Genomic DNA, 21,593 nt, shown 5'->3' on the forward strand with positions numbered 1-21,593 from the left:
GGCCGGCCACCTGATTGAGCGTCATCGTACTTATGTTTCAAGAGAGTTGGAGAAGACCCCGCAGAAGGTCCCGGCTCTCGTCCGGCCCCGGGCTGTCCTGCTGGAGTTCCTCGAGCGCCGTCTCGTACTGGGCGACGTCCTCGCGCTTGTCCAGGTACAGGGCGCTGGTGAGCTGCTCCAGGTACACGACGTCCGAGAGGTCGGACTCGGGGAAGCTGAGGATCGTGAACGCGCCACTCTCGCCCGAGTGGCCGCCGAAGCCGAACGGCATGACCTGAAGCCGCACATTGGGGCGTTCCGACATGTCGATCAGGTGCTGGAGCTGCCCGCGCATCACCGCGCGGTCGCCGTACGGGCGGCGCAGCGCGGCCTCGTCCAGGACGATGCGGAACTCGGGGGCGTTCTCGGCGACGAGGCGCTTCTGCCGCTCCAGGCGCAGCGCCACCCGGCGCTCGACGTCCGCCTCGCTCGCGCCCTTCATCCCGCGCCGGACGACCGCGTGGGCGTACTCCTCGGTCTGCAGCAGGCCGTGGACGAACTGCACCTCGTACACGCGGATCAGCGACGCCGCGCCCTCGAGGCCCACGTAGGTGGGGAACCAGCTGGGCAGCACGTCGGAGTAACTGTGCCACCAGCCGGCGACGTTGGCCTCCTTGGCCAGGGAGAGCAGGGAGGCGCGCTCCTGCTCGTCCGTGATGCCGTACAGCGTCAGCAGGTCCTCGACGTCCCTCGTCTTGAAGCTCACCCGGCCCAGCTCCATCCGGCTGATCTTCGATTCCGAGGCGCGGATCGAGTAGCCCGCCGCCTCGCGCGTGATCCCCCGCGTCTCACGCAGTCGCCTGAGTTGTGATCCGAGCAGCATGCGCCGCACCACCGATCCGGGCTCTCCCGCGCTCACGTTCGCCAGCCTCCCCAGCCGTCCTCAAGGGCCGAAGTCTGCCACTAAAACACTCCGAGCAGTACTCGCCCGGTTACGGAAACGGAATCGAGCCAAAGGTAACGCGCGGGATCGGGCGGGGAGTTGACACCGCCCGATCCGGATGCGCGGTGAAGAGATCGCGAAGAGGGCGGAAAAATTGCCCAACAAGCGGCACGGGCAGGTCCATTTCGGTCACGTGCACGTGCATCTGCCCTTGCATCTGCGGAACGCATCCGAAACCATGGTCCCGCACCACCGCGCCGCATCGCTACGACCGCGAACTCCCGGGAGTGCCTCGCATGGGGACGAATGGATCGACCATGCTCGAGCCGTTACGGCAGGGCCTTCCCCCACTCGACCCCACGGCCGTCTCCCACGCCGCCTCCTGTGCCCTGCCGCCCCGCTACGAGGCGGTGCGCGAGGCCCGGCGGTTCACCAGCAGGACGCTCGACGGCTGGGAGACGGGCGACCGTTTCGACGACGTCTGCCTCGTCGTGTCCGAACTGGTCACCAACGCCCTGCGGCACGCGCTGCCGGCCGGCGTCCCGCGACCGGCCGACCAGAACGGCCCCGTACGGCTGCACCTGATGCACTGGAGCGACCGGCTGGTGTGCGCGGTGCGCGACCCCAGTCACGACAGCCCGGTCGCCCGGGACGCCGACGACTTCTCGGCGGAGTCGGGCCGCGGCCTGTTCCTCGTCGACTCCTTCAGCGACAGCTGGGGCTGGCACCCGCTCGCCGGCACTCTGGGGGGCAAGGTCGTGTGGGCGCTGTTCCGGCTCCGGCAGCCCGCCGGCTGACCGCCGGCGGGCACCCGCGCCGCGCCTTTGCGTCGTGCCCGCGCTCCGGCACGGGCGCGGCCGGTCCGCGGCCGGTCTGCGGCCGGTCTGCGGTCAGCTCGCGATCAGGTGGTCGAACTCGCCGTCCTTGACGCCCAGCAGCATGGCCTCGATCTCCGCGCGCGTGTAGACGAGCGCGGGTCCGTCGGGGAAGCGGGAGTTGCGCACCGCGACACCGCCGTCGGGCAGCCGCGCGAACTCCACGCAGGACCCCTGCGAGTTGCTGTGCCGGCTCTTCTGCCAGGCCACGTCGTGCAACTGCGTGGCGGCCATGCCGTTGTACACGCCGGACGCGTCGTCAACGTCGTACACGTCGTGGTCCACAGGTCGCTCCCCGGTGGTGCACTGGCTGGTATGGCCATTGATGCAGCGGTCAACTGGTCCGGATCATAACCCTGTTCACATGCAGCTGCATGAGCAAATGCACGTGCACGCGCGGTGTTCCTCCGGTTACAGCGGCGACGGCCGCTTCACCGAAGCCCTCGCTCCCTTTGACGCCCGCTCCGAAGAAGTCGTTCCCGCGTATGCCCCGGGATTCGGAGAACATGCGACGGCCCCGGGTCCCGTCGGACGGAACGGGGCCCGGGGCCGTCGGTGTGGCGGCGGGACCGCCGCCGGTCAGCGGGCCGGGTACGGCGGCAGCGCCATCTCCCGGGCGTTCCCGACCGCCCTGGCGAGCTGCCGCTGCCGCCGGGCCGTCACACGGGTGGCGCGGCGGCCGCGGATCCTGCCGCGGCCGGAGAGGAATCTCCGCAGCAGCTCGGTGTCCATGGAGCCGATGGAGCCGATGGAGCCGGTGTACGTCGCCCCGTCCCGGTCCGGCGCACCGGGACGGCGCCCGGCGGGCTCGCGGCCGCTCGTGCGCGGCACGGGCGGTCAGACCTCCAGGAGGGTGTCGAAGGCGGGCGGCAGCCGTCGCCGGGCGTCGCGCCCGGCGGCGTACTCGGCGTCGGCCGGCAGGCAGGACTCCGGGAGCCGTTCGAGGCCGTCGTGGTCGAGACCGGGCGACGTGAAGACCAGGTGCCGGCAGCGGTCACCGTGCCCGGGGTGCCAGTCCAGCGCGGCGGCGGCGCGGCGCACGGGCGGGACCAGCTCCCAGGCCGCGTCGGGGAGCGACGCGAGCCACGGCCCCGCGCTCTCCACGCACAGGGCCCCGCCCGCGGCGTCCCAGTGCGGCGGCGCGTCCGCCTTGTCGGCGAGCCAGAACCGGCCCCGGCTGCGGGCGGCGGCACAGGTCAGGTCCTCCAGTGCCGCGTACAGCCGCTCCGGGTGGAAGGGGCGGTGCCGGCGCCGGACGAAGGTGGCGACGCCGTGCGCGTCGGCCTCCGTCGGCAGCAGCGCGCAGGCCGGGTGCCGGGCGGCCGCCGCGGCCTGCGCGTCGAAGCCGGCGGGAGCCGCCCGCGCCAGGGCGGAGGGCCCGCCCGGCGGGTCACCGTGGCCGATCGGCGGCTGCTTCCGCGCCTTCGGCCTGTCCCGGGTGAACCTGCGTGAGCAGGCACACGCCGGACATCTGCCCGGAGTTCGCAAGTCGTCCTGGTAGCTTGCCGCTGACGCGGGGCCCACCCGGCCGTCCGGCTACAGCTTGGAGCGTGCGGTGACACTGGTGACTGCGGAGAGCACGGCGAGTACGGCGAACGCGACGAGCACGGCGGACGCGGCTCGTACGGCTGCCCGCGCGGACGTCCCCGGTGGCGTCCGCGGGCGCGCGCGGCGGTCCGTCCGGGCGGCGGCCGCGGCCGCCGCCCTGGTGGGCGCGCTGGCGCTGACCTCGTGCACCGACGGCGGCGGATCCGACGGCGGCTCGGACAAGGGCGGCACGTCCTCGGCCACGCCCAGCGCCTCGACGGGCGCGGACACGGGCGGTGCCGGCGACGGCTCGCCGTCCGCCGCCGCCGGCGCGCTGGAGGGCAGCTGGCTGACGACCTCCGGCGGCCACGCCGTCGCCCTGATGGTCACCGGCGACAAGGCCGCCCTCTTCGCCACGGGCGGGTCCGTGTGCAGCGGCACCGCCGGCGAGGAGTCCGGCACCCGCACCATCCGCCTGAAGTGCACCGACGGCAACGACGACCGGGCGAACGGAACGGTCGAGTCGGTCGACGGGACGTCGCTGAAGGTGAGGTGGCAGGGCGCCCCGGGCGAGGAGACGTACACCAAGTCCGAGGGCGGAACACTGCCGCCCGGCCTGCCGACGGCCGGCCTGGGCTCCTGAACCGCACCCACGAAGGAACCACACCCATGCGCACCACCAAGCCGGCCGTCCTCGCGGCGGCCGCCGTCACCGCGGCACTCCTCCTCACCGCCTGCGACGGCGGTGGCGGCGGCGACGCCGGCACGAGCGGTACCGACGACCGCGGCCCCGCCGCCTGCCGGATCGGGGAGATGGGCGTGGACATCGCGCCGAGCCCCGCTCCGGCCGCCGGGGACACGGGCACCGTCTCCGTGAACCTCGCCAACCACGGCCCGGCGTGCACGCTCGACGGCTTCCCCACCGTCACCCTCACCGCCGACGGCTCCCCGGCCGAGGTCCCCGCGGACGAGGCCGCCACCGCGCAGCGGCTGACCGTCGCCGCGGACGGCACGGCCACCTTCACCCTGACCTACGTACGCGGCGGGGCCGACGGACTCGCCGTGCGGTCGGCGGAGTTCGCCCTGCCCGGTGACGCCGCCACCCACCGCGTCCCGTGGTCGTACGGCGAGGTGGCGACGGAGGGCGGGGCGCCGAGCGCCACGGTGAGCGCGTTCCAGCCCGCCGGGGACTGACCGGCGCCCGCTGCCCGGGCCTACCGCCCGGGCAGCGGGCGCCGGCGGCCGACCCGGGCCCGGTCGGCCGCGCGGGTGCCCTCCGTCCAGCCCGCCGCGTCGTCGGCGCCCCGCAGCCGGGTCGTGGTCGTCTCCGGGAACATCCGCTCCAGGCGGTCGGTGACCGCGACCTGGCGGGAGGCGAGAACGGGGAGCAGACCGGCGTCCGCCGCCCCGGTCTCGGCAGCCGTCCGCTCGGCGACGGCCCTCAGGCGGGTGCCCGCGCGATGGGCGTAGGCCGCGAGGAAGGACTGACGGAAGGTCTTGGTCCGCTTGCGCCCGCCGGCGCGCTGGGCGGCCTCCGCCTTCGTCATCGCGGTCTCGGCCTGCACCAGCAGGGAGGTGTAGAGGAGCTCCACCGCCTCCAGGTCGGCCTCGAAGCCGACGACGGTGGAGAAACCGAGGGCCTCGTTCCACACCGCCCGGCAGTGGTTGGCGTCGGCCACCGCGTCCAGCAGCACCGCCTTGGCCTGCTCGTAGGGCGGCTCCACCCCGATCCGGCAGGCGCCCGGCGCGTCGGGCGAGGGCGCGTGGGCCGACAGCAGCGCCTCGTCGACGCTGTGCCGGGCCATCAGCTCCTGCGCCTTGGCGCTGAGCGCCTCCGCCTCCTGCGGATAACCGGTCGCCTCCGCCTTGGCGAGCAGCGCGCGGATGCGGGCGAGGGCGCGGGACTCCGGCCGGGGTCCGTGGCGCGGCGTCCCCGCCTCCAGCGGCTCCAGCACGGGCAGGCGCAGCAGCAGGCGGTAGAGCTCCAGCACGGCGGTGGCGTGCGAGAAGCGGTCGGTGCGCGGTGCCGCAGCCGCGTCCGGCAGGTCCTCGAGCTGCGCGGCCCAGCGGGGGCCGCGCGGACGGTCGTGCGCCGCCTGGGCCCGGATCAGTACGGCCACCAGCCGTACGTGCACGTCGTCCAGTTCGCGCCGCACGATCCGTACGAGGTCGGCGGGCTGCCAGCCGCGCCGCCAGGCCGTGGCCACGAACTCCTCGCCGCGCCGGGTCAGTTCGGCGTCCGCCGCCGGATCGGCCGCGAGCAGCGAGGCCGCGGTGTCGAGGGCGGTGTCGGCGGTGTCGTACAGGGCGGCCCCGAAGGCGCGGTCGACGGTGCTGGACGTGCTCACCCGGTGATGGTGCCACGGTCCCGGGCCCCGGCGTGTCCCGCTCCCGCGTCCCGCCCTCGCGCTCCGCCCCCCGTGCCTCGTGTCGCGAAAAGCGGTCGTCGGCCGCGGCGCTCGGCGGCGAGCATGTCCCCATGGTGGACACGACTCTCTACGCGGCGTTCCTCGTCGCCGCCCTGGCACTGTGCGTCACTCCGGGACCCGACACGATGTTCATCGTGGCGATGGGCGGGCGGGGCGGGCCCGCGGCGGGCGTCATGGCCGCGTCCGGGGTGGCCTGCGCGATGCTGGTGCACGCGGTCGCCGCGGCGCTCGGCCTGTCGGCGCTGTTCACGTCGCTGCCGACGCTGTACCACGTGCTGCGCTGGGCGGGCGCGGCCTACCTGCTGTACCTGGCGGTGAAGGCCTTCCGGGACCGGTCGGTGCCCGGCGAGGACCACGCGGCGCCCCGGGGGACGGGGATGCGGCGGGCCTTCTGGCAGGGCGCGATCACCAATCTGCTCAACCCCAAGGTGATCCTCTTCAACGTGGCGTTCCTGCCGCAGTTCGTCGACCCGGCCCTCGGACACGTCCCCGGCCAGCTGCTGCTGCTCGGCGGCACGCTCGTGGTGACGGGCTTCCTGTGGGACGGCTTCGTGGGGCTGCTGTCCGGCCGGCTCGCGAGCCTGCTGCGGCGCAGCGCCCGGGTGAACCGCTGGCTGAACATCGTCTCCGGGACGGTGTTCACGGGGCTGGCGGTGCGATTGGCGCTGGCCTCGCCGAAGTAGGCGCGCCAGGCCCCTCCGGACACGGCCGACCACTGTCAACCATTGGTTGACAGTGGCGAGAGCGCAACCTACGGTTGACACATGACGACGAATCCGAGCATCACGTCATCCGTACGTCTCGACGAACTCATCAACGCCATCAAGAAGGCGCACGCGGAGCCGCTCGAACAGCTCCAGGACGCCGTCATCGCCGGTGAGCACCTCGGAGAGGTGGCCGACCACCTGATCGGCCACTTCGTGGACCAGGCCCGGCGTTCGGGCGCGTCCTGGACGGACATCGGCAGGCGCATGGGCGTCACCCGGCAGGCGGCGCAGAAGCGCTTCGTGCCCAAGGAGTCGGCCGACCTCGACGCGAGCCAGGGCTTCAGCCGCTACACGCCCCGCGCGCGCAACGCGGTGATGGCCGCGCACAACGAGGCCGTGACCGCGGGCGCCGCCGAGGGCCTGCCCGAGCACCTGCTCCTCGGCGTGCTCACCGAGCGCGACGGCCTCGCCGCCAAGGTGATCGCCCAGCAGGGCGTCTCCCTCGACGCGGTCCGCGAGGCGGCCCTGGCGGCGCTCCCGCCGGCCGCCGAGGAGGCCCCGGAGCTGGTGCCCTACGGGCCTGCGGCCAAGAAGGTCCTGGAGCTCACCTTCCGCGAGGCCCTGCGCCTCGGTCACCACTACATCGGCACCGAGCACATCCTGCTCGCCCTGCTGGAGCACGAGCACGGCGAGGGCGTGCTGAGCGGCCTCGGCATCGGCAAGGAGGCGGCCGAACGGTACGTCACCGAGACGCTGGACCAGTTCCTGGAGGCGTCCGGGGAACCGGGGCAGGAAGCGCCCGGGACACAGGAGGGCTGAGGCCGCCGCTTCCACGGCAAGGGCGCCCGAGCGGGGGGACGGCCGGGCCCCGCCCCCGTCCGGGGGCCGTTGTCAGACCCCCCTGTCACACTCGCGGCATGGCCGACCGGTGGGCGCTCGCCGTGACCGAGGACGGTGGCGTGGACGTCGCCCCCCTCGGCCCCGACGGGCTGCCCGCCGGACCGGTGCGGCGGGAGCCCGACCTCGCCGCGTCCGTACGCGCCCGGCCGGACGTCACCCGGTGGGTGTGGCGCTCCACCGCGGAGGTCTGTCCGCGCCTGCTCGCCGCGGGGGTGCGAGTGGAGCGGTGTTACGACATCGAGGCCGCCGAGACCCTCCTGCTCGGCCACGAGGGGCGGTACGGGCAGCCCCGCTCGGCCGCCGCGGCCCTCGCCCGCCTGCGCGGCGGCCCCGTGCCGCCCGACCCGCCCCAGCGGTCCGCCGATCCGGGCGCCCAGTCCCCGCTGTTCGAACCGCAGGGCGTGCACGTGCCCCTGGACGACCTCCTCGCCGTCTACGCCGAGCAGCAGCGCCGCCACGACCGGTCCGCGCACCCCGGCCGGCTGCGCCTGCTGACGGCGGCCGAGTCGGCGGGGATGCTGGTCGCCGCCGAGATGAACCGCGCCGGCCTGCCCTGGCGGGCCGACGTGCACCGCGAGGTGCTCCACGACCTGCTCGGCGAGCGGTACGCGGGCGGGGGCGAGCCGCGCCGCCTGGCCGAGCTGGCGGAGGAGGTGTCCGCCGCGTTCGGGCACCGGGTGCGGCCCGACCTGCCCGCCGACGTCGTCAAGGCGTTCGCCCGGGCCGGGATCAAGGTCGGCTCCACCCGCCGCTGGGAACTGGAGTCGATCGACCACCCGGCCGTGAAGCCCCTGCTCGCGTACAAGAAGCTGTACCGGATCCGGGTCGCCCACGGCTGGTCCTGGCTGCAGGACTGGGTGCGCGACGGACGCTTCCGCCCCGAGTTCCTCGCCGGCGGCACGGTCACCGGACGGTGGGTGACCAACGGCGGGGGCGCGCTGCAGATCCCCAAGGTGATCCGGCGGGCCGCCGTGGCCGACCCCGGCTGGTGCCTCGTCGTCGCCGACGCCGACCAGATGGAGCCGCGCGTCCTCGCCGCGATCTCCCGCGACCCCGGGCTGATGGAGGTGGCCGGCCGGGAGACCGACCTCTACCAGTCGGTGTCCGACCGGGCCTTCTCCGGGGACCGCGCCCAGGCCAAGCTCGCCGTGCTCGGCGCGGTCTACGGCCAGACCTCCGGCGACGGCCTGAAGAACCTCGCCGCGCTCAGACGCCGCTTCCCGAGGGCGGTGGCGTACGTCGACGACGCGGCCCGCGCGGGCGAGGAGGGCCGGCTGGTGCGGACCTGGCTGGGGCGCACCTGCCCGCCGGCGGCCGGGACGGGCGGCGACGACCCGGCCGAGGAGGCGGGCATCCCCCAGGACACCCCCTCCGACGCCCCCGGCCCCCAGGAGTGGGTGCCGGGACACGCCTCCACCGACGCCCGCGCGCGCGGCCGCTTCGCGCGCAACTTCGTCGTCCAGGGCAGCGCCGCCGACTGGGCCCTGCTGATGCTCGCCGCGCTGCGGCGGGCCTGTGCGGACATGGCGGCCGAGCTGGTCTTCTTCCAGCACGACGAGGTGATCGTGCACTGTCCGCGGGAGGAGGCCGACACCGTCGTCACGGCGATCCGGGAGGCGGCCGACCTGGCGGGCAGGCTCACCTTCGGCCGGACGCCGGTACGGTTCCCGTTCACGACGGCGGTGGTGGAGTGCTACGCGGACGCCAAGTGAGCCGGGACGGCGCGGCGCCCGGCCGGGACCCGTCCGGGGAGGCGGAACGACTGAGGGCCAGATCACCCGGAAGTGACCTGGCCCTCGACCGAGCCGCCTTCGGGATTCGAACCCGAGACCTACGCATTACGAGTGCGTTGCTCTGGCCATCTGAGCTAAGGCGGCGCGCTGTGCGCACCATGGTGCGATCAGCAACGACGGTAAGTCTACACAGTTTCCGGGGGTGCTTCGTACCCGCCCCGGAGTCCGGACCTCCGGGCCTTCGGGGCGGATGGGGCCGGTGGGGCGGTCACGAGCAGCGCGTGCCCTTCGCCGGCGGGGTGCCGCGCAGGAGGTAGGTGTTGATCGCCGAGTCGATGCAGGAGCTGCCGCGGCCGTACGCGGTGTGGCCGTCGCCCTCGTAGGTGAGGAGGCGGCCGGAGGAGAGCTGGCCGGCCAGGGCCTGGGCCCAGCGGTACGGGGTGGCCGGGTCGCGGGTGGTGCCGACCACGACGATCGGCGCGGCGCCGGCGGCCTCGATGCGGTGCGGCTCGCCCGTGGGGTGCACCGGCCAGTACGCGCAGTTCAGGGAGGCCCAGGCGAGGCCCTCGCCGAAGACCGGGGACGCCTTCTCGAACTCGGGCAGCGCGGCGCGCACCTCGTCCGGGGAGGAGAAGGCCGCCGGGAGGTCCAAGCAGTTCACCGCCGCGTTGGCGGACATCAGGTTGCTGTAGCCGCCGCCCGCCTCGCGCTCGTAGTAGCTGTCGGACAGGACCAGCAGGCCGGCGCCGTCGCGGTCCCTCATCGCCGACGCCAGCGACTCGCGCAGCTGCTGCCAGGCGCTCTCGTCGTACATCGCCGCGATCACCCCGGTGGTGGCCAGGGACTCGGTGAGCCTGCGGCCGTCGGCGTCGCCGGTGGGGATCGGCCTGGCGTCCAGCCCGTCGAAGAAGGCCTTCAGGTTCTTGCCGACCCGGTCGGGGGAGGTGCCCTTGCCGCCGAGCGGGCAGTCCGGCTGCCGGACGCAGTCCTTCGCGAAGGACCGGAACGCCGTCTCGAAGCCCGCCGTCTGCTCCAGGTTCAGGCGGCGGGCGGTCAGGGACGGGTCCATCGCGCCGTCCAGGACCAGGCGCCCCGCCCGGCTCGGGAACAGTCCGGCGTACGTCGCCCCCAGGAACGTGCCGTACGAGGCTCCGACGTACGTCAGCTTCTCGTCGCCCAGCACCGCCCGCAGGATGTCCATGTCCCGGGCCGCCTCGACGGTCGAGACGTGGCGCAGCAGCTTCGGCGCGTCCGCTCCGCAGCCCTCGGCGAACGCCTTGTAGGCGCCGACCAGCCGATCGGTCTCCCTCGCGTCGTCCGGGGTGACGTCCGTCTGCGTGTACGCGTCCATCCTGCGCCCGTCGAGGCACTTCACGGGCTCGCTGCGGGCCACGCCCCGGGGATCGACCGCCACCATGTCGTACCGGGCACGGACTTCCGCCGGGTAGCCGAGGCCGGCGTACTGCTGGAGGTACCCGATCGCGGAGCCGCCCGGTCCGCCCGGGTTCACCAGCAGCGAGCCGAGCCGCTTGCCGGGGCCGGTGGCCTTCTTGCGCGCCACGGCGAGGCGTACGTCCCCGCCGGCCGGCTTCGCGTAGTCGAGCGGCGCCTTCATCGTGGCGCACTGGAAGCCGGGGACGCCGCACTCGCGCCAGCTCAGCTTCTGCCCGTAGTACGGGACCAGGGACGACGGCGTGGACCCGGGCAGCGCGGCCAGGGTCGTCCGCGCCGTCTTGGCCGCTCCGGCCACCTCCTCCGCGGCCGCCGAACCGGCCGACGTCGACGCGCCCCCGGCCGAACAGGCGGTGGCGAGCAGCGCGGCGGCGAGCAGCGTGGTTCCGGTACGGGTCCTGCGGTGGGTGCGCCTTGTGTCCATCCAGCGAGCGTAACCGTCCGCGACGGCAGGGACGCGTTACGTGACGGACGTGCCACGAACGAGTACCCCGGCCGACCGCCGCCGGGGTGCCTCGTCAGCCCGCCCTGAGCGCCATGGTCATGGCCTCCACCGCGAGCAGTGGTGGCACGTTGCGGTCGAGCGCCTCCGCACAGGCGGTGATCGCTTCGATGCGGCGCAGGGTGGCCTCCGGCGAGCCTGCGCGGGCGAGGCGCTCCAGCACGTCCATGGAGTCGGCGTTGGCGATCGCCACGCGGGAGCCGAGCTGAAGGGCCAGGACATCGCGGTAGAAGGTGGTGAGGTCGGTCAGGGCGACGTCGAGGCTGTTGCGCTGTGTGCGGGCTTTGCGGCGCTTCTGGTTCTCCTCCAGGTCCTTCATCACACCCGCCGTGCCGCGCGGCAGGCGTCCGCCCTGGGCCGCGCCCAGGGCGGCCTTCAGCTCCTCGGTCTCCTTGGCGTCCATCTCCTCGGCGAGTTCCTTCGCGTCCGCCGCCGCCGCGTCCACCAGCTCCTGCGCGGCCTTGAGCGCGCTGCCGATGTCGTCGACCCTCAGCGGCAGCTTCAGCACGGCCGCCCGGCGCTCCCGGGCGGCCGGGTCGGTGGCCAGGCGGCGGGCCCGGTCGACGTGGCCCTGGGTGGCGCGGGCGGCGGCGGCGGCGACCTCGGGCTCGACGCCGTCGCGGCGTACGAGCATGTCGGCGACGGCCTCGACCGACGGCGTGCGCAGGTTCAGGTGGCGGCAGCGGGAACGGATCGTGGGCAGGACGTCCTCGACGGACGGGGCGCACAGCATCCAGACCGTCCGCGGGGCGGGCTCCTCGACGGCCTTGAGGACGGCGTTGGCGGACTTCTCGTTCAGCCGCTCGGCGTCCTGGACGAGGATGATCTGCCAGCGGCCGTTCGCCGGCGAGGTGAACGACTTGCGGACGGTGTCCCGCATGTCCTTCACCAGGATCTCGGCGCCCACGGCGGCCACCGTGCTGACGTCCGCGTGGGTGCCGACGAGCGCCGTGTGGCACCCGTCGCAGAAGCCGCAACCGGGGACGCCACCGAGGGCGCGGTCGGGGCTCACGCACTGCAACGCGGCGGCGAAGGCCCGCGCCGTCTGCGTCACCCCCGCCCCGGGCGGGCCGGTGAACAGCCAGGCGTGCGTCATGCTCGACGCCTCGGGCAGGGGGCCGTCGTCGGCGGCGGCGGTGACGAAGGCGTCGGCGTCCCGGGCGGCGGCGGCGAGCTGCTCGCTCACCTTCTCCTGCCCGACGAGGTCGTCCCACACGGTCATGGGTCACGCCGTCCTTCCGTCACACTCCGCCGCGCGCTCTGCGCCGCGCCCTCCATTGTGCGGGCCGCCTCCGACAGTGGGCGCCGGCCGGCGGGCGGAGGCCGGTCAGCGCCGTCCCCGGCCCCTCCCGCGGCCGTCTCCGTCGCCGTCGCGGCCGTCGTCGCGGTCGTCGTCCCGCGGGCCGAGCAGTTCGTCCGCCAGGGTCGGCAGGTCGTCCAGCGGTGTCTCCTCGGCCCAGTCCGAGCGGCGCCTGCGGGGCGGCGCCTGGTCGGGGTCGATCCGGGGCAGCTCGCGCGTGGCCTCCTGGGGCTCCCCGGACCGGTCGGCTCCGGCCGGGCCCTCCTCCCGGAAGTAGCCCGGCGGAACCCGGTCGGCGGGGCCGTCCCCGCGCACGGGGGGCAGCACCGCCGTCTCGTCGGCGGCGCGGGGGTCCACCGCCGGCAGCACCGCCGTCTCGTCCGCCGCGCCGGGCGGCACCGGCGGCTTGGGCAGCTCGGCCGTCACCTCGGACTCGGACACGCCGGACGCCCGGCCGCCGTCGCGCCCGTCCCGGGCACGGTCCTCGGCGTCGCGCCCGCCGTCCCGGTCGTCGTCCCGTGTGTCCCGCACCGGCCGCAGCACCGCCGTGTCCTCCGCCGGTCCGCCCGAGGCGTTCGGCGGCGTCACGACGGGCGTCGGAACGGTCATCGCGTCCGAGGGGTCCGGTGCGGCCGGAGTGCGCCGGGGGGCGTCCGCCGCGGGCGGGGCCGCGGGCCCGGGGCCCGCGGCTGCCGCGGCCGCCGCCTGCTCCGCCGCCCGGCGTGCCTCCTCGGCGCGCATCAGGGCCTCCTCGGCCTTGCGCTGCTTCTCCAGGCGCCGGGCCTCGGCCTCGGCGCGCAGCCGGGCCTCCTCCTCGGCCTGCTTGCGCAGCCGCTCCTGCTCGGCGCGGCGGCGGGCCTCCTCCTCGGCCCGGGCCTTCTCCTCCGCGAGGAGCCGTGCCCGCTCCTCCTCCGCCCTCCGGCGTGCTTCCTCGGCCCGCTGCCGGGCCTCCTCGGCCTGCCGCTCGGCCTCGCGCCGCTGCGCCTCCTCCAGCTCGCGCCGCTTGCGCTCCTCCTCCTCGGCGCGCAGCCGCTCCAGCTGCTCGAGGCGCTCGCGCTCCAGGCGCTCCTCCTCGGCCTTGCGCGCTGCCTCCTCCTCGGCCTTGCGCCGGGCCTCCTCCTCGGCCTTGCGGCGCGCCTCCTCCCGGGCCTTGATCTCGGCCTCGGACAGCGGCAGCACCTGGTCGAGCCGGTGGCGTACGACGGTGGTGACGGCCTCGGGCTCCTGGCCCGCGTCCACGACGAGGTAGCGGCCGGGGTCGGCGGCGGCCAGCGTCAGGAAACCGGCCCGCACGCGCGCGTGGAACTCGGCGGGCTCCGACTCCAGGCGGTCCGGTGCCTCGGTGAACCGCTCGCGCGCGGTCTCCGGCGGTACGTCCAGCAGGACCGTCAGGTGCGGGACGAGCCCGGCGGTCGCCCAGCGGTTGATCCGGGCGATCTCGGTCGGCGACAGGTCGCGCCCGGCGCCCTGGTAGGCGACCGAGGAGTCGATGTACCGGTCGGAGATGACCACGGCGCCGCGCTCCAGCGCGGGCCGGACCACGGTGTCGACGTGCTCCGCGCGGTCGGCGGCGTACAACAGCGCCTCCGCGCGGTGCGACAGACCCGCGCTCGACACGTCCAGCAGGATCGACCGCAGGCGCTTGCCGACCGGCGTCGCACCCGGCTCGCGGGTCAGCACGACCTCGTGCCCCTTGCCCCGGATCCACTCGGCGAGGGCCTCCGCCTGGGTGGACTTCCCGGCGCCGTCGCCGCCCTCCAGGGCGATGAAGAAACCGTTCGCCGCGGGGCTCGGCACCGGGTCGTCGCCGCCGAGCAGCGCGTCCTTCAGGTCCTGCCGCAGCGGTACCCCGGAACGGTCGTCGACCTTGGCCAGCACCAGCGCGGCCACCGGCAGCAGCAGCGCGCCGAACAGCATCAGCACGAACGCGGCGCCGCCGTGCGCGAAGACGAACCTGCCGCTCTCCAGCCGGTGCGGCCCGATCGCCGCCGCCACCACGGGTGCGATCACCGCGCCGAGCGCCACGTAGACCCGGACGACGGCGTGCAGGTGCTCGGTCGTCCGCGTCCGGCGGTGGTCCTCGGTCTCCTGGTCGAGCAGCGCGTGCCCGGTGTTGGCGGCCACGCCCGCGCCGACGCCGGCCAGGGCGAGGAGCAGCAGCACGGTGGTGACGTCCGGGACGAGGCCGGCGGCCAGCAGGGCGATGCCGGCGAAGGCGATCACCAGGGCCAGCAGCCGCCGCCGCGACAGGGAGGGCAGCACGGCGGGCGCCGTGCGGATGCCGACGACCACCCCACCGGTCAGGGCGCCGACCATCAGCCCGTACAGCACCGGACCGCCGCCCAGGTCCCTGGCGTGCAGCACCGCCACGGCCACGGCGGCGGACACGACCGCGGCGACGGCCGCGCAGGCGAACACCAGCAGCGGCAGGGCGCCGGTGCGGCCCTTGTCGACACCGGCGGCCGTCCGCGGGCGGCGCATGCCCTCCAGCGGCGACCGGGCGCGCGGGGTGCGGACCGCGGGCAGTTCGAGGAAGGCCACCAGGGACAGGGAGGCGGCGAACAGTCCGGCCGCGACGTACGAGGCGAGCGCCGCCTGGTGCTGGGCGAACCAGTCGACGCCGGCGCCCAGCAGGTTGTTCAGCAGTCCGGCGACGACGAGCACGGCTCCGGCGAGGGGGACCGCCACGAAGCCGGTGCGCAGCGACAGGCGGCGCAGGGCGTCCATGTGGTCCGGCAGGGGACGCACCGTCGCGCCCTCCGGCGGCGGCGCGGGCAGCAGCGCGGGGGCCGCGCTCTCTCGGCACACGGTCCAGAAGCGCTCGGCGACACCGGTGACGAAGCCGGTCACCAGGAGGGCGGCGAGGGCGTCGTCCGGTGTCCAGTCGATCCACAGCGGCGCCACGAGCAGCAGCACCGCCCGCAGACCGTCCGCGCCCACCATGGTCCAGCGGCGGTCGAGCGGACCGTCCTGCGAGGTGAGCGACGTGAGGGGGCCGAGCAGGACCGCGCCGAAGAGCAGCGTCGCCAGGATGCGAACGCCGAAAACCGTCGCCACTGCGAACGCCACGCCCCGGAAGCCCCCGCCGAACGAGTCCGCCCCTGCGGCGGCCTGCACGGCGAGGAGGACCAGCACCAGCAGGGCGAGGGTGTCGCCGACACCCCCCACGAGCTGTGCGCCCCACAACCGCCTCAACTGCGGTCGGCGCAGCAGGGCGCGGACGGCACGCTCGCGGGAGTCCGCGACGAGGGCGTCGTCCTGGGCGGGGTGAGGGGCCGTTGGCTGCTCGGCTCGCGTCATGCGTTCAGCCTATCGGGCGCCACCGCCGGGCCGTGGTACCCGGCCGAACGTACGCACGCCCCGACACCGAATCGATGCCGGGGCGTTCGCTCAGCGAACGACAGCGCGTGCCGCGCGGAGGAGCTGAGACCGGCTCAGTCCTCCGTCACGGGGGAAGCGGCCGCCTTCTCGGCGGCCGTCTTCGTCGCCGTCCTGGCCGTCGTCTTCTTCGCCGCCGTCTTGGCGGTCGTCGACTTGGCCGCGGTCTTCTTCGCCGCCGCCTTCTTGGCCGGGGCCTTCTTGGCGGTGGTCTTCTTGGCCGCGGTCTTCTTCGCCGTCTTCTTGGCGGGCCCCTTGGCGCGCTTCTCGGCGAGCAGCTCGTAGCCCCGCTCCGGCGTGATGTCCTCGACGCTGTCGCCGGAGCGCAGGGTCGCGTTGGTCTCGCCGTCGGTGACGTACGGGCCGAAGCGGCCGTCCTTGACCACGACCGGCTTCTCGCTGACCGGGTCGGTGCCCAGTTCCTTCAGCGGCGGCTTGGCCGCCGCCCGGCCACGCTGCTTGGGCTGGGCGTAGATCGCCAGCGCCTCCTCCAGCGTGATCGTGAAGAGCTGGTCCTCGGACTGGAGGGACCGCGAGTCCGTGCCCTTCTTCAGGTACGGGCCGTAGCGGCCGTTCTGCGCGGTGATCTCGACGCCCTCGGCGTCGGTGCCGACGACGCGCGGCAGCGACATCAGCCTCAGGGCGTCGTCCAGGGTGACGGTGTCCAGGGACATCGACTTGAACAGCGAGGCCGTCCGCGGCTTCACGGCGTTCTTGCCGGTCTTCGGGGTGCCCTCGGGGAGCACCTCGGTGACGTAGGGGCCGTAGCGGCCGTCCTTGGCGACGATGGTGTGGCCGGTGGCCGGGTCGGTGCCCAGCTCGAAGTCGCCGCTCGGCCTGGCGAGCAGCTCCTCCGCCAGCTCGACGGACAGCTCGTCGGGCGCCAGGTCGTCGGGCACGTCGGCGCGCTGGTGGTTCTCGGAGTCCTTCTCACCGCGCTCGACGTACGGGCCGTAGCGCCCCACGCGCAGCACGATGCCGTTGCCGACGGGGAAGGACGACACCTCGCGCGCGTCGATCGCGCCGAGGTCGGTCACCAGTTCCTTGAGGCCGCCGAGGTGGTCCCCGTCGCCGTTGCCGGCGTCGGCCGCGCCGCCCTCGCCCGCGCCCTCGCCGAAGTAGAACCGCTTCAGCCACGGCACGGACTGGGCCTCGCCGCGGGCGATGCGGTCGAGGTCGTCCTCCATCTTGGCGGTGAAGTCGTAGTCGACGAGCCGCCCGAAGTGCTTCTCCAGGAGGTTGACCACGGCGAAGGACAGGAAGGACGGGACGAGGGCCGTGCCCTTCTTGAACACGTAGCCGCGGTCGAGGATCGTGCCGATGATCGACGCGTACGTCGACGGGCGGCCGATCTCCCGCTCCTCCAGCTCCTTGACCAGCGACGCCTCGGTGTAGCGGGCCGGGGGCTTGGTGGCGTGGCCGTCGACCGTGATCTCCTCGGCCGTGAGCGCGTCGCCCTCGGCGACCTGCGGCAGGCGGCGCTCGCGGTCGTCCAGCTCGGCGTTCGGGTCGTCGGCACCCTCGACGTAGGCCTTCAGGAAGCCGTGGAAGGTGATCGTCTTGCCGGAGGCGCTGAACTCGACGTCCCGGCCGTCGGAGGCCGTGCCGCCGATCTTCACGGTGACGCTGTTGCCGGTCGCGTCCTTCATCTGGGAAGCGACGGTCCGCTTCCAGATCAGCTCGTAGAGCTTGAACTGGTCGCCGGTCAGTCCGGTCTCGGCGGGCGTGCGGAAGCGGTCGCCGGAGGGGCGGATCGCCTCGTGCGCCTCCTGGGCGTTCTTGACCTTGCCGGCGTACGTGCGCGGCTGCGCGGGCAGGTAGTCGGCGCCGTACAGCTGCGTGACCTGGGCGCGGGCGGCGGCGATCGCCGTGTCGCTCAGGGTCGTCGAGTCCGTACGCATGTAGGTGATGTAGCCGTTCTCGTACAGCTTCTGGGCGATCTGCATGGTCGCCTTGGCGCCGAAGCCGAGCTTGCGGCTGGCCTCCTGCTGGAGCGTCGTCGTACGGAACGGGGCGTACGGCGAGCGGCGGTACGGCTTGGACTCGACGGAGCGGACGGCGAAGCGGGTGCTCTCCAGCGCGGCGGCGAGCGCGCGGGCGTCCGCCTCGTCGAGGTGGAGGGTGTTCGCGCTCTTGAGCTGCCCCAGGGAGTCGAAGTCGCGGCCCTGCGCGATGCGCCTGCCGTCGACGGTCTGCAGGCGGGCGACCAGCGACGACGGGTCGGAGGCGTCGCCCGCCCGGCCCGTGCCGAAGGTGCCCGTCAGGTCCCAGTACTCGGCGGAGCGGAAGGCCATGCGCTCGCGTTCCCGCTCGACCACGAGCCGGGTGGCGACGGACTGGACGCGGCCGGCCGACAGGCGCGGCATGACCTTCTTCCACAGGACCGGCGAGACCTCGTAGCCGTAGAGGCGGTCGAGGATGCGGCGGGTCTCCTGGGCGTCGACGAGCTTCTGGTTGAGCTGGCGCGGGTTGGCGACGGCGGCCCGGATGGCGTCCTTGGTGATCTCGTGGAACACCATGCGCTTGACCGGGATCTTCGGCTTGAGCACTTCCTGGAGGTGCCAGGCGATGGCCTCGCCCTCGCGGTCCTCATCGGTGGCGAGGAAGAGCTCGTCGGAGTCCTTCAGCAGGTCCTTGAGCTTCTTGACCTGCGCCTTCTTGTCAGCGTTGACCACATAGATCGGCTGGAAGTCGTGTTCGACGTCCACACCGAGGCGGCGGACCTCGCCGGTGTACTTCTCGGGCACCTCGGCGGCGCCGCTGGGAAGGTCGCGAATGTGCCCGACGCTCGCCTCGACGACGTAGCCAGGACCGAGATAGCCCTTGATCGTCTTCGCCTTGGCAGGCGACTCGACGATGACGAGTCGGCGGCCGCCGTTCGCGGTCTCGCTGGTCGGGGACAACTTCGCTCTTCTCTCCGGTCGACGCTGGGGCCTGCCCCGGGCGGTGCTCCCGGGATCGGGTCGTGCTGCATTTCGGTCGTGACGCTGCGGAGTGTGACGGTACCTCCCGCCCCCTTGTCAAACGGGAAAAGCCCGCAACGGCCACTCGAACGGTAACCCGACGAACCCTGTTCCTGCCGCCCGGAGTGTCCACCGGCCCGGATGCGCGTATCCGGAGCGCAACCCCCCGGTTACCTGTACGGGGGTACGTGCGGCGTCCGGATCCGGCCTCTCACACGCGCGTCAGACACCATGCCCCGGCGGTCAGCGCGGTCACGGCGACGACGCTCGCGACGGTCGCCGATGCGACGGGCCTCACACCCAGCGCGACGGGCCGGCCGTGCCGCACCCGTGTCACGGTCCACACCAGCAGGACGCCCCCGAACAGGGCGAACACCGTTCCCGCGAAGACCGCCGGCCCGCTTTCCATGGTCCCCGTGCCCCTTTTCTCCGTCCGCGAGTGCCCAGCCTCCGCGAGGCTGCCACGCGTGGACGGCGGGCAGGCGAACCCGAGGTGAACGGGGAGCCGAGGGGCCCGGCCCGTGGCTCGTTCCGCCGGGTCCGCCACTGGCGCCGGGGCCCGGGGCGGTGGGCCCGCGTCTCCTCGCCGACGGGAGAAATCCCTACGCCGGCTCCAGGAACCCCTGCTCCACCAGCAGCCGGATCTGCGCGGGCGTGCGGTCGCGCAGCGCCACCGGGTCCTCGCCCACCAGCTGGGCGATGGCGTCCAGGATGCGGCCGGCGCTCATCGTGCCGTCGCAGACGCCCGCGAACCCGGCGCCGACGGTGTCGACCCGGGTGGCCCGGCGCATGCCGCGGTTCTGGCGCAGCACGACGTGCTCGGGGTCCTCGGCGCCGGGCAGGCCGACCTGCTCCTGGACGACCTCGGGGGCCAGCGTGAAGCACGACTCCAGCAGGGCCGCGTCGTCGTGCTCGCGCAGGTAGTCGAGGCGGGCGAAGTGCGCCCGCACCGTCTCGCCGAGCGGCTGCTCGATCGGGTGCGGCCACTCCTCCGCCGTGATCGACGGTTCCGCGGCCGCCGTCCTGCGCAGCGTGATCCAGCCGAAGCCGACGGCCCTGACCTTGCGCGCCTCGAACTCGTCCAGCCACGCGTCGTAGCGCGCCTGGTACTCGGTCTCGTCGCCGCGGTGGTCGCCCGCGTCCCTGAGCCACAGCTCGGCGTACTGCGTGACGTCCTGCACCTCGCGCTGCACGATCCACGCGTCGCAGCCGCGCGGCACCCAGGAGCGCAGCCGGTCCGTCCACTCCTCCCCCTCCACGTGCTGCCAGTTGGCGAGGAAGTGCGCGAACCCGCCCTCGTTCAGGCGCTCCCCCGTTCGCTGGACGAGCGTGCGGCACAGCTCGTCCCCGCCCATCCCGCCGTCGCGGTAGGTGAGGCGGGCGCCCGGGGAGATCACGAACGGCGGGTTGGAGACGATCAGGTCGTACGTCTCGTCGTCGCGGACCGGCTCGTAGAGCGAGCCCTCGCGCAGGTCGGCGGCCGGGGCCCCGGACAGGGCGAGCGTGAGCGCGGTGATGCGCAGCGCGCGGGGGTTGACGTCCGTCGCCGTCACGCGCGTGGCGTGCCGGGCGGCGTGCAGCGCCTGGATGCCGGAACCGGTGCCGAGGTCGAGGGCGGCGGAGACGGGGGTGCGGACGGTGAGGCCGGCGAGGGTCGTGGAGGCGCCGCCGACGCCGAGGACGACGCCCTCCGCCCGGCTTCCGGCGCCGTCCTCCCCCCGCCCGCCACCGCCCTCGGCGGGAGCGCTGACGCGCACACCTCCTGCTCCGCCGACCGCGCAGCCCAGGTCGGACACGATGAACCAGTCCTCGCCCTCGGGTCCGCCGTACGGCCGCACGTCCACGGTGGCCGCCAGCTCGCCGTCGACGGACACGAGCCACCCGCCCTCCAGGCACGCCTCGACCGGCAGGACGTCCGCCGCGCGCGCGTGGGGCACCGGTTGCTGGAGGAGGAACAGCCGGACGAGCAGTTCCAGCGGAGTGTCACCGCGGGTGGCCCGGAGCGCGGGCACGACCTCGCCGCGCGACAGCGCCGCGTAGGCGGGGGCGCCGAGCAGCTCCAGCAGTCCGTCGGCGGTGAAGGACGCCCCGAGCAGGGCGTCCCGCAGCCGCGCGGTGACGTCGGGGCGGTCGGCGGAGGGCAGGGAGGAGAGGCTGGCGTTACTCACCTCACCATTGTGGCCCGCGCTCCGCCTCGCGCCCGCCGGGCGGGTGCCGGTTCGTCCCGGCCGCCGTCCCGGTCGCGCCGTGGTGTCAGCTCGTGGCCACCGGTGACGCAGTGGCCGACTTGCAGCTGGGCTGCTGGGCCATCGCCTTGCCGACGTCGCCCTCCTCGAGGGTCTTCAGCGCGTCGCTGCCGGACTTGCCGAGCTTGTTCAGCTCGGTGGCGACGTCCTTGAGGCCGTCGGCGAACTTCGCCTGGTTCTTGGTGTCGAGGCCCTCCACCTGCTTCTTCAGGGAGGCGTAGGAGGCGGAGAGGCTGTTGAGCTCCTTGACCGCGTCCTGCTGCTTCTTCTCACCGTCGTCCACGTTCGGCGCTCCGGCCTTCTGGACCGCGTCGCCCATCGCCTTGTAGGCGTCGGACATGTCCTGGAAGGCCTTCGCGTCGGTCTTCTGGACCTGCTCCGGCGTGCTGTTGTCCGAGGTCTCCTTCTGGATCGCGGCGTTGGCGGCCTCGATCTTCTTCGCCTGCGGCTGCACCGCGTCGCAGACCTGCTCGGCCCAGGAGTCCAGCTTGTCGTTGCCGTCGTCGCTGCTGCATCCCGTCAGCGCCAGTACCAGTACCGCACCGCCGGACAGTGCGGCCGCGAGCTTCTTGTTCACCGGATTGGTCCCTTCCATGGCTCTCGGCCCCGGAACATACACGCCGGATGGAGGACACTCGCAGGACGAGCATCCATTAAGA

General features: G+C 74.0%; 17 protein-coding genes, 1 tRNA gene and 2 pseudogenes. 7 read left to right on the forward strand and 13 right to left on the reverse strand.

Features of this window, described 5'->3' with window-relative positions:
* Positions 1-37: 37 nt before the first annotated feature.
* Entirely contained in the window at positions 38-862 is an 825-nt protein-coding gene (locus ACZ4V6_RS07025; RefSeq protein ID WP_467824327.1) for a helix-turn-helix domain-containing protein, read from the reverse strand.
* Positions 863-1,218: 356 nt separating this feature from the next.
* Between ACZ4V6_RS07025 and ACZ4V6_RS07030 the strand changes: the two genes are divergently transcribed.
* Positions 1,219-1,719 carry an ATP-binding protein gene (locus ACZ4V6_RS07030; RefSeq protein ID WP_467823328.1) on the forward strand — a complete coding sequence of 167 codons (501 nt, stop codon included), beginning with the start codon at positions 1,219-1,221 and terminating at the stop codon, positions 1,717-1,719.
* A gap of 93 nt (positions 1,720-1,812) precedes the next feature.
* Here ACZ4V6_RS07030 and ACZ4V6_RS07035 read toward each other — a convergent pair whose 3' ends face one another.
* The 3 genes and pseudogenes from ACZ4V6_RS07035 to ACZ4V6_RS07045 all read right to left on the reverse strand — a co-directional run.
* Positions 1,813-2,082, reverse strand: coding sequence for a DUF397 domain-containing protein (locus ACZ4V6_RS07035; RefSeq protein ID WP_077799099.1), 270 nt, complete (start codon positions 2,080-2,082; stop codon positions 1,813-1,815).
* A gap of 294 nt (positions 2,083-2,376) precedes the next feature.
* Positions 2,377-2,628: a 30S ribosomal protein S18 gene (rpsR, locus tag ACZ4V6_RS07040; RefSeq protein ID WP_467823330.1), complete on the reverse strand. Its 252-nt coding sequence runs from the start codon at positions 2,626-2,628 to the stop codon at positions 2,377-2,379.
* A 6-nt stretch (positions 2,629-2,634) separates the two neighbouring features.
* Positions 2,635-3,225 (reverse strand): annotated as a pseudogene (locus tag ACZ4V6_RS07045) (CobW C-terminal domain-containing protein); the annotation flags it as partial.
* Here ACZ4V6_RS07045 and ACZ4V6_RS07050 point away from each other — a divergent pair.
* The 3 genes and pseudogenes from ACZ4V6_RS07050 to ACZ4V6_RS07060 all read left to right on the forward strand — a co-directional run.
* A pseudogene (locus ACZ4V6_RS07050) lies at positions 3,212-3,298 on the forward strand (30S ribosomal protein S14); the annotation flags it as partial. The pseudogenes ACZ4V6_RS07045 and ACZ4V6_RS07050 overlap by 14 nt on opposite strands.
* Positions 3,299-3,352: 54 nt before the next feature.
* Positions 3,353-3,967, forward strand: coding sequence for a hypothetical protein (locus ACZ4V6_RS07055; RefSeq protein WP_467823332.1), 615 nt, complete (start codon positions 3,353-3,355; stop codon positions 3,965-3,967).
* A gap of 26 nt (positions 3,968-3,993) precedes the next feature.
* Positions 3,994-4,518 carry a DUF4232 domain-containing protein gene (locus ACZ4V6_RS07060; RefSeq protein ID WP_467823334.1) on the forward strand — a complete coding sequence of 175 codons (525 nt, stop codon included), beginning with the start codon at positions 3,994-3,996 and terminating at the stop codon, positions 4,516-4,518.
* A 20-nt stretch (positions 4,519-4,538) separates the two neighbouring features.
* Here the strand turns inward: ACZ4V6_RS07060 and ACZ4V6_RS07065 are convergent, their stop codons facing one another.
* A complete protein-coding gene (locus ACZ4V6_RS07065; protein ID WP_467823335.1) occupies positions 4,539-5,672 on the reverse strand; it encodes a DUF2786 domain-containing protein in 1,134 nt (377 codons plus the stop codon).
* Between the two features lie 131 nt (positions 5,673-5,803).
* Between ACZ4V6_RS07065 and ACZ4V6_RS07070 the strand changes: the two genes are divergently transcribed.
* From ACZ4V6_RS07070 to ACZ4V6_RS07080, 3 genes are all read left to right on the forward strand, one after another.
* The gene (locus ACZ4V6_RS07070) at positions 5,804-6,436 is read left to right on the forward strand and encodes a LysE family translocator (protein ID WP_467823338.1); all 633 of its coding nucleotides are present in this window, start codon (positions 5,804-5,806) and stop codon (positions 6,434-6,436) included.
* Positions 6,437-6,517: 81 nt separating this feature from the next.
* Complete coding sequence (locus ACZ4V6_RS07075; protein WP_467823341.1) at positions 6,518-7,279, forward strand: Clp protease N-terminal domain-containing protein; 762 nt, start codon at positions 6,518-6,520, stop codon at positions 7,277-7,279.
* A 98-nt stretch (positions 7,280-7,377) separates the two neighbouring features.
* Positions 7,378-9,072: a bifunctional 3'-5' exonuclease/DNA polymerase gene (locus ACZ4V6_RS07080; RefSeq protein ID WP_467823344.1), complete on the forward strand. Its 1,695-nt coding sequence runs from the start codon at positions 7,378-7,380 to the stop codon at positions 9,070-9,072.
* A gap of 91 nt (positions 9,073-9,163) precedes the next feature.
* On the opposite strand, the gene ACZ4V6_RS07085 is transcribed toward ACZ4V6_RS07080, so the two are convergent.
* The 8 genes from ACZ4V6_RS07085 to ACZ4V6_RS07120 form a co-directional block, all read right to left on the reverse strand.
* Positions 9,164-9,237: transfer RNA gene (locus tag ACZ4V6_RS07085), tRNA-Thr, on the reverse strand.
* A 124-nt stretch (positions 9,238-9,361) separates the two neighbouring features.
* Complete coding sequence (locus ACZ4V6_RS07090; protein WP_467823346.1) at positions 9,362-10,969, reverse strand: alpha/beta hydrolase; 1,608 nt, start codon at positions 10,967-10,969, stop codon at positions 9,362-9,364.
* Positions 10,970-11,063: 94 nt separating this feature from the next.
* A complete protein-coding gene (locus ACZ4V6_RS07095; protein WP_467823348.1) occupies positions 11,064-12,269 on the reverse strand; it encodes a DNA polymerase III subunit delta' in 1,206 nt (401 codons plus the stop codon).
* Positions 12,270-12,374: 105 nt separating this feature from the next.
* Entirely contained in the window at positions 12,375-15,647 is a 3,273-nt protein-coding gene (gene tmk, locus ACZ4V6_RS07100) for a dTMP kinase (RefSeq protein ID WP_467823350.1), read from the reverse strand.
* A 134-nt stretch (positions 15,648-15,781) separates the two neighbouring features.
* Positions 15,782-18,628 carry a type I DNA topoisomerase gene (gene topA / locus ACZ4V6_RS07105; protein WP_467823352.1) on the reverse strand — a complete coding sequence of 949 codons (2,847 nt, stop codon included), beginning with the start codon at positions 18,626-18,628 and terminating at the stop codon, positions 15,782-15,784.
* A gap of 271 nt (positions 18,629-18,899) precedes the next feature.
* Positions 18,900-19,097 (reverse strand): hypothetical protein, encoded by a 198-nt coding sequence (locus ACZ4V6_RS07110; RefSeq protein WP_467823354.1) that lies wholly within the window; start codon positions 19,095-19,097, stop codon positions 18,900-18,902.
* Positions 19,098-19,290: 193 nt separating this feature from the next.
* On the reverse strand, positions 19,291-20,856 hold the full coding sequence (locus ACZ4V6_RS07115; RefSeq protein WP_467823357.1) for a DUF7059 domain-containing protein: 1,566 nt from the start codon (positions 20,854-20,856) through the stop codon (positions 19,291-19,293).
* 85 nt (positions 20,857-20,941) lie between these two features.
* Positions 20,942-21,529: a small secreted protein gene (locus tag ACZ4V6_RS07120; protein WP_467823359.1), complete on the reverse strand. Its 588-nt coding sequence runs from the start codon at positions 21,527-21,529 to the stop codon at positions 20,942-20,944.
* Between the last annotated feature and the right edge of the window lie 64 nt (positions 21,530-21,593).

Source organism: Streptomyces sp. NPDC029152 (assembly GCF_055564355.1).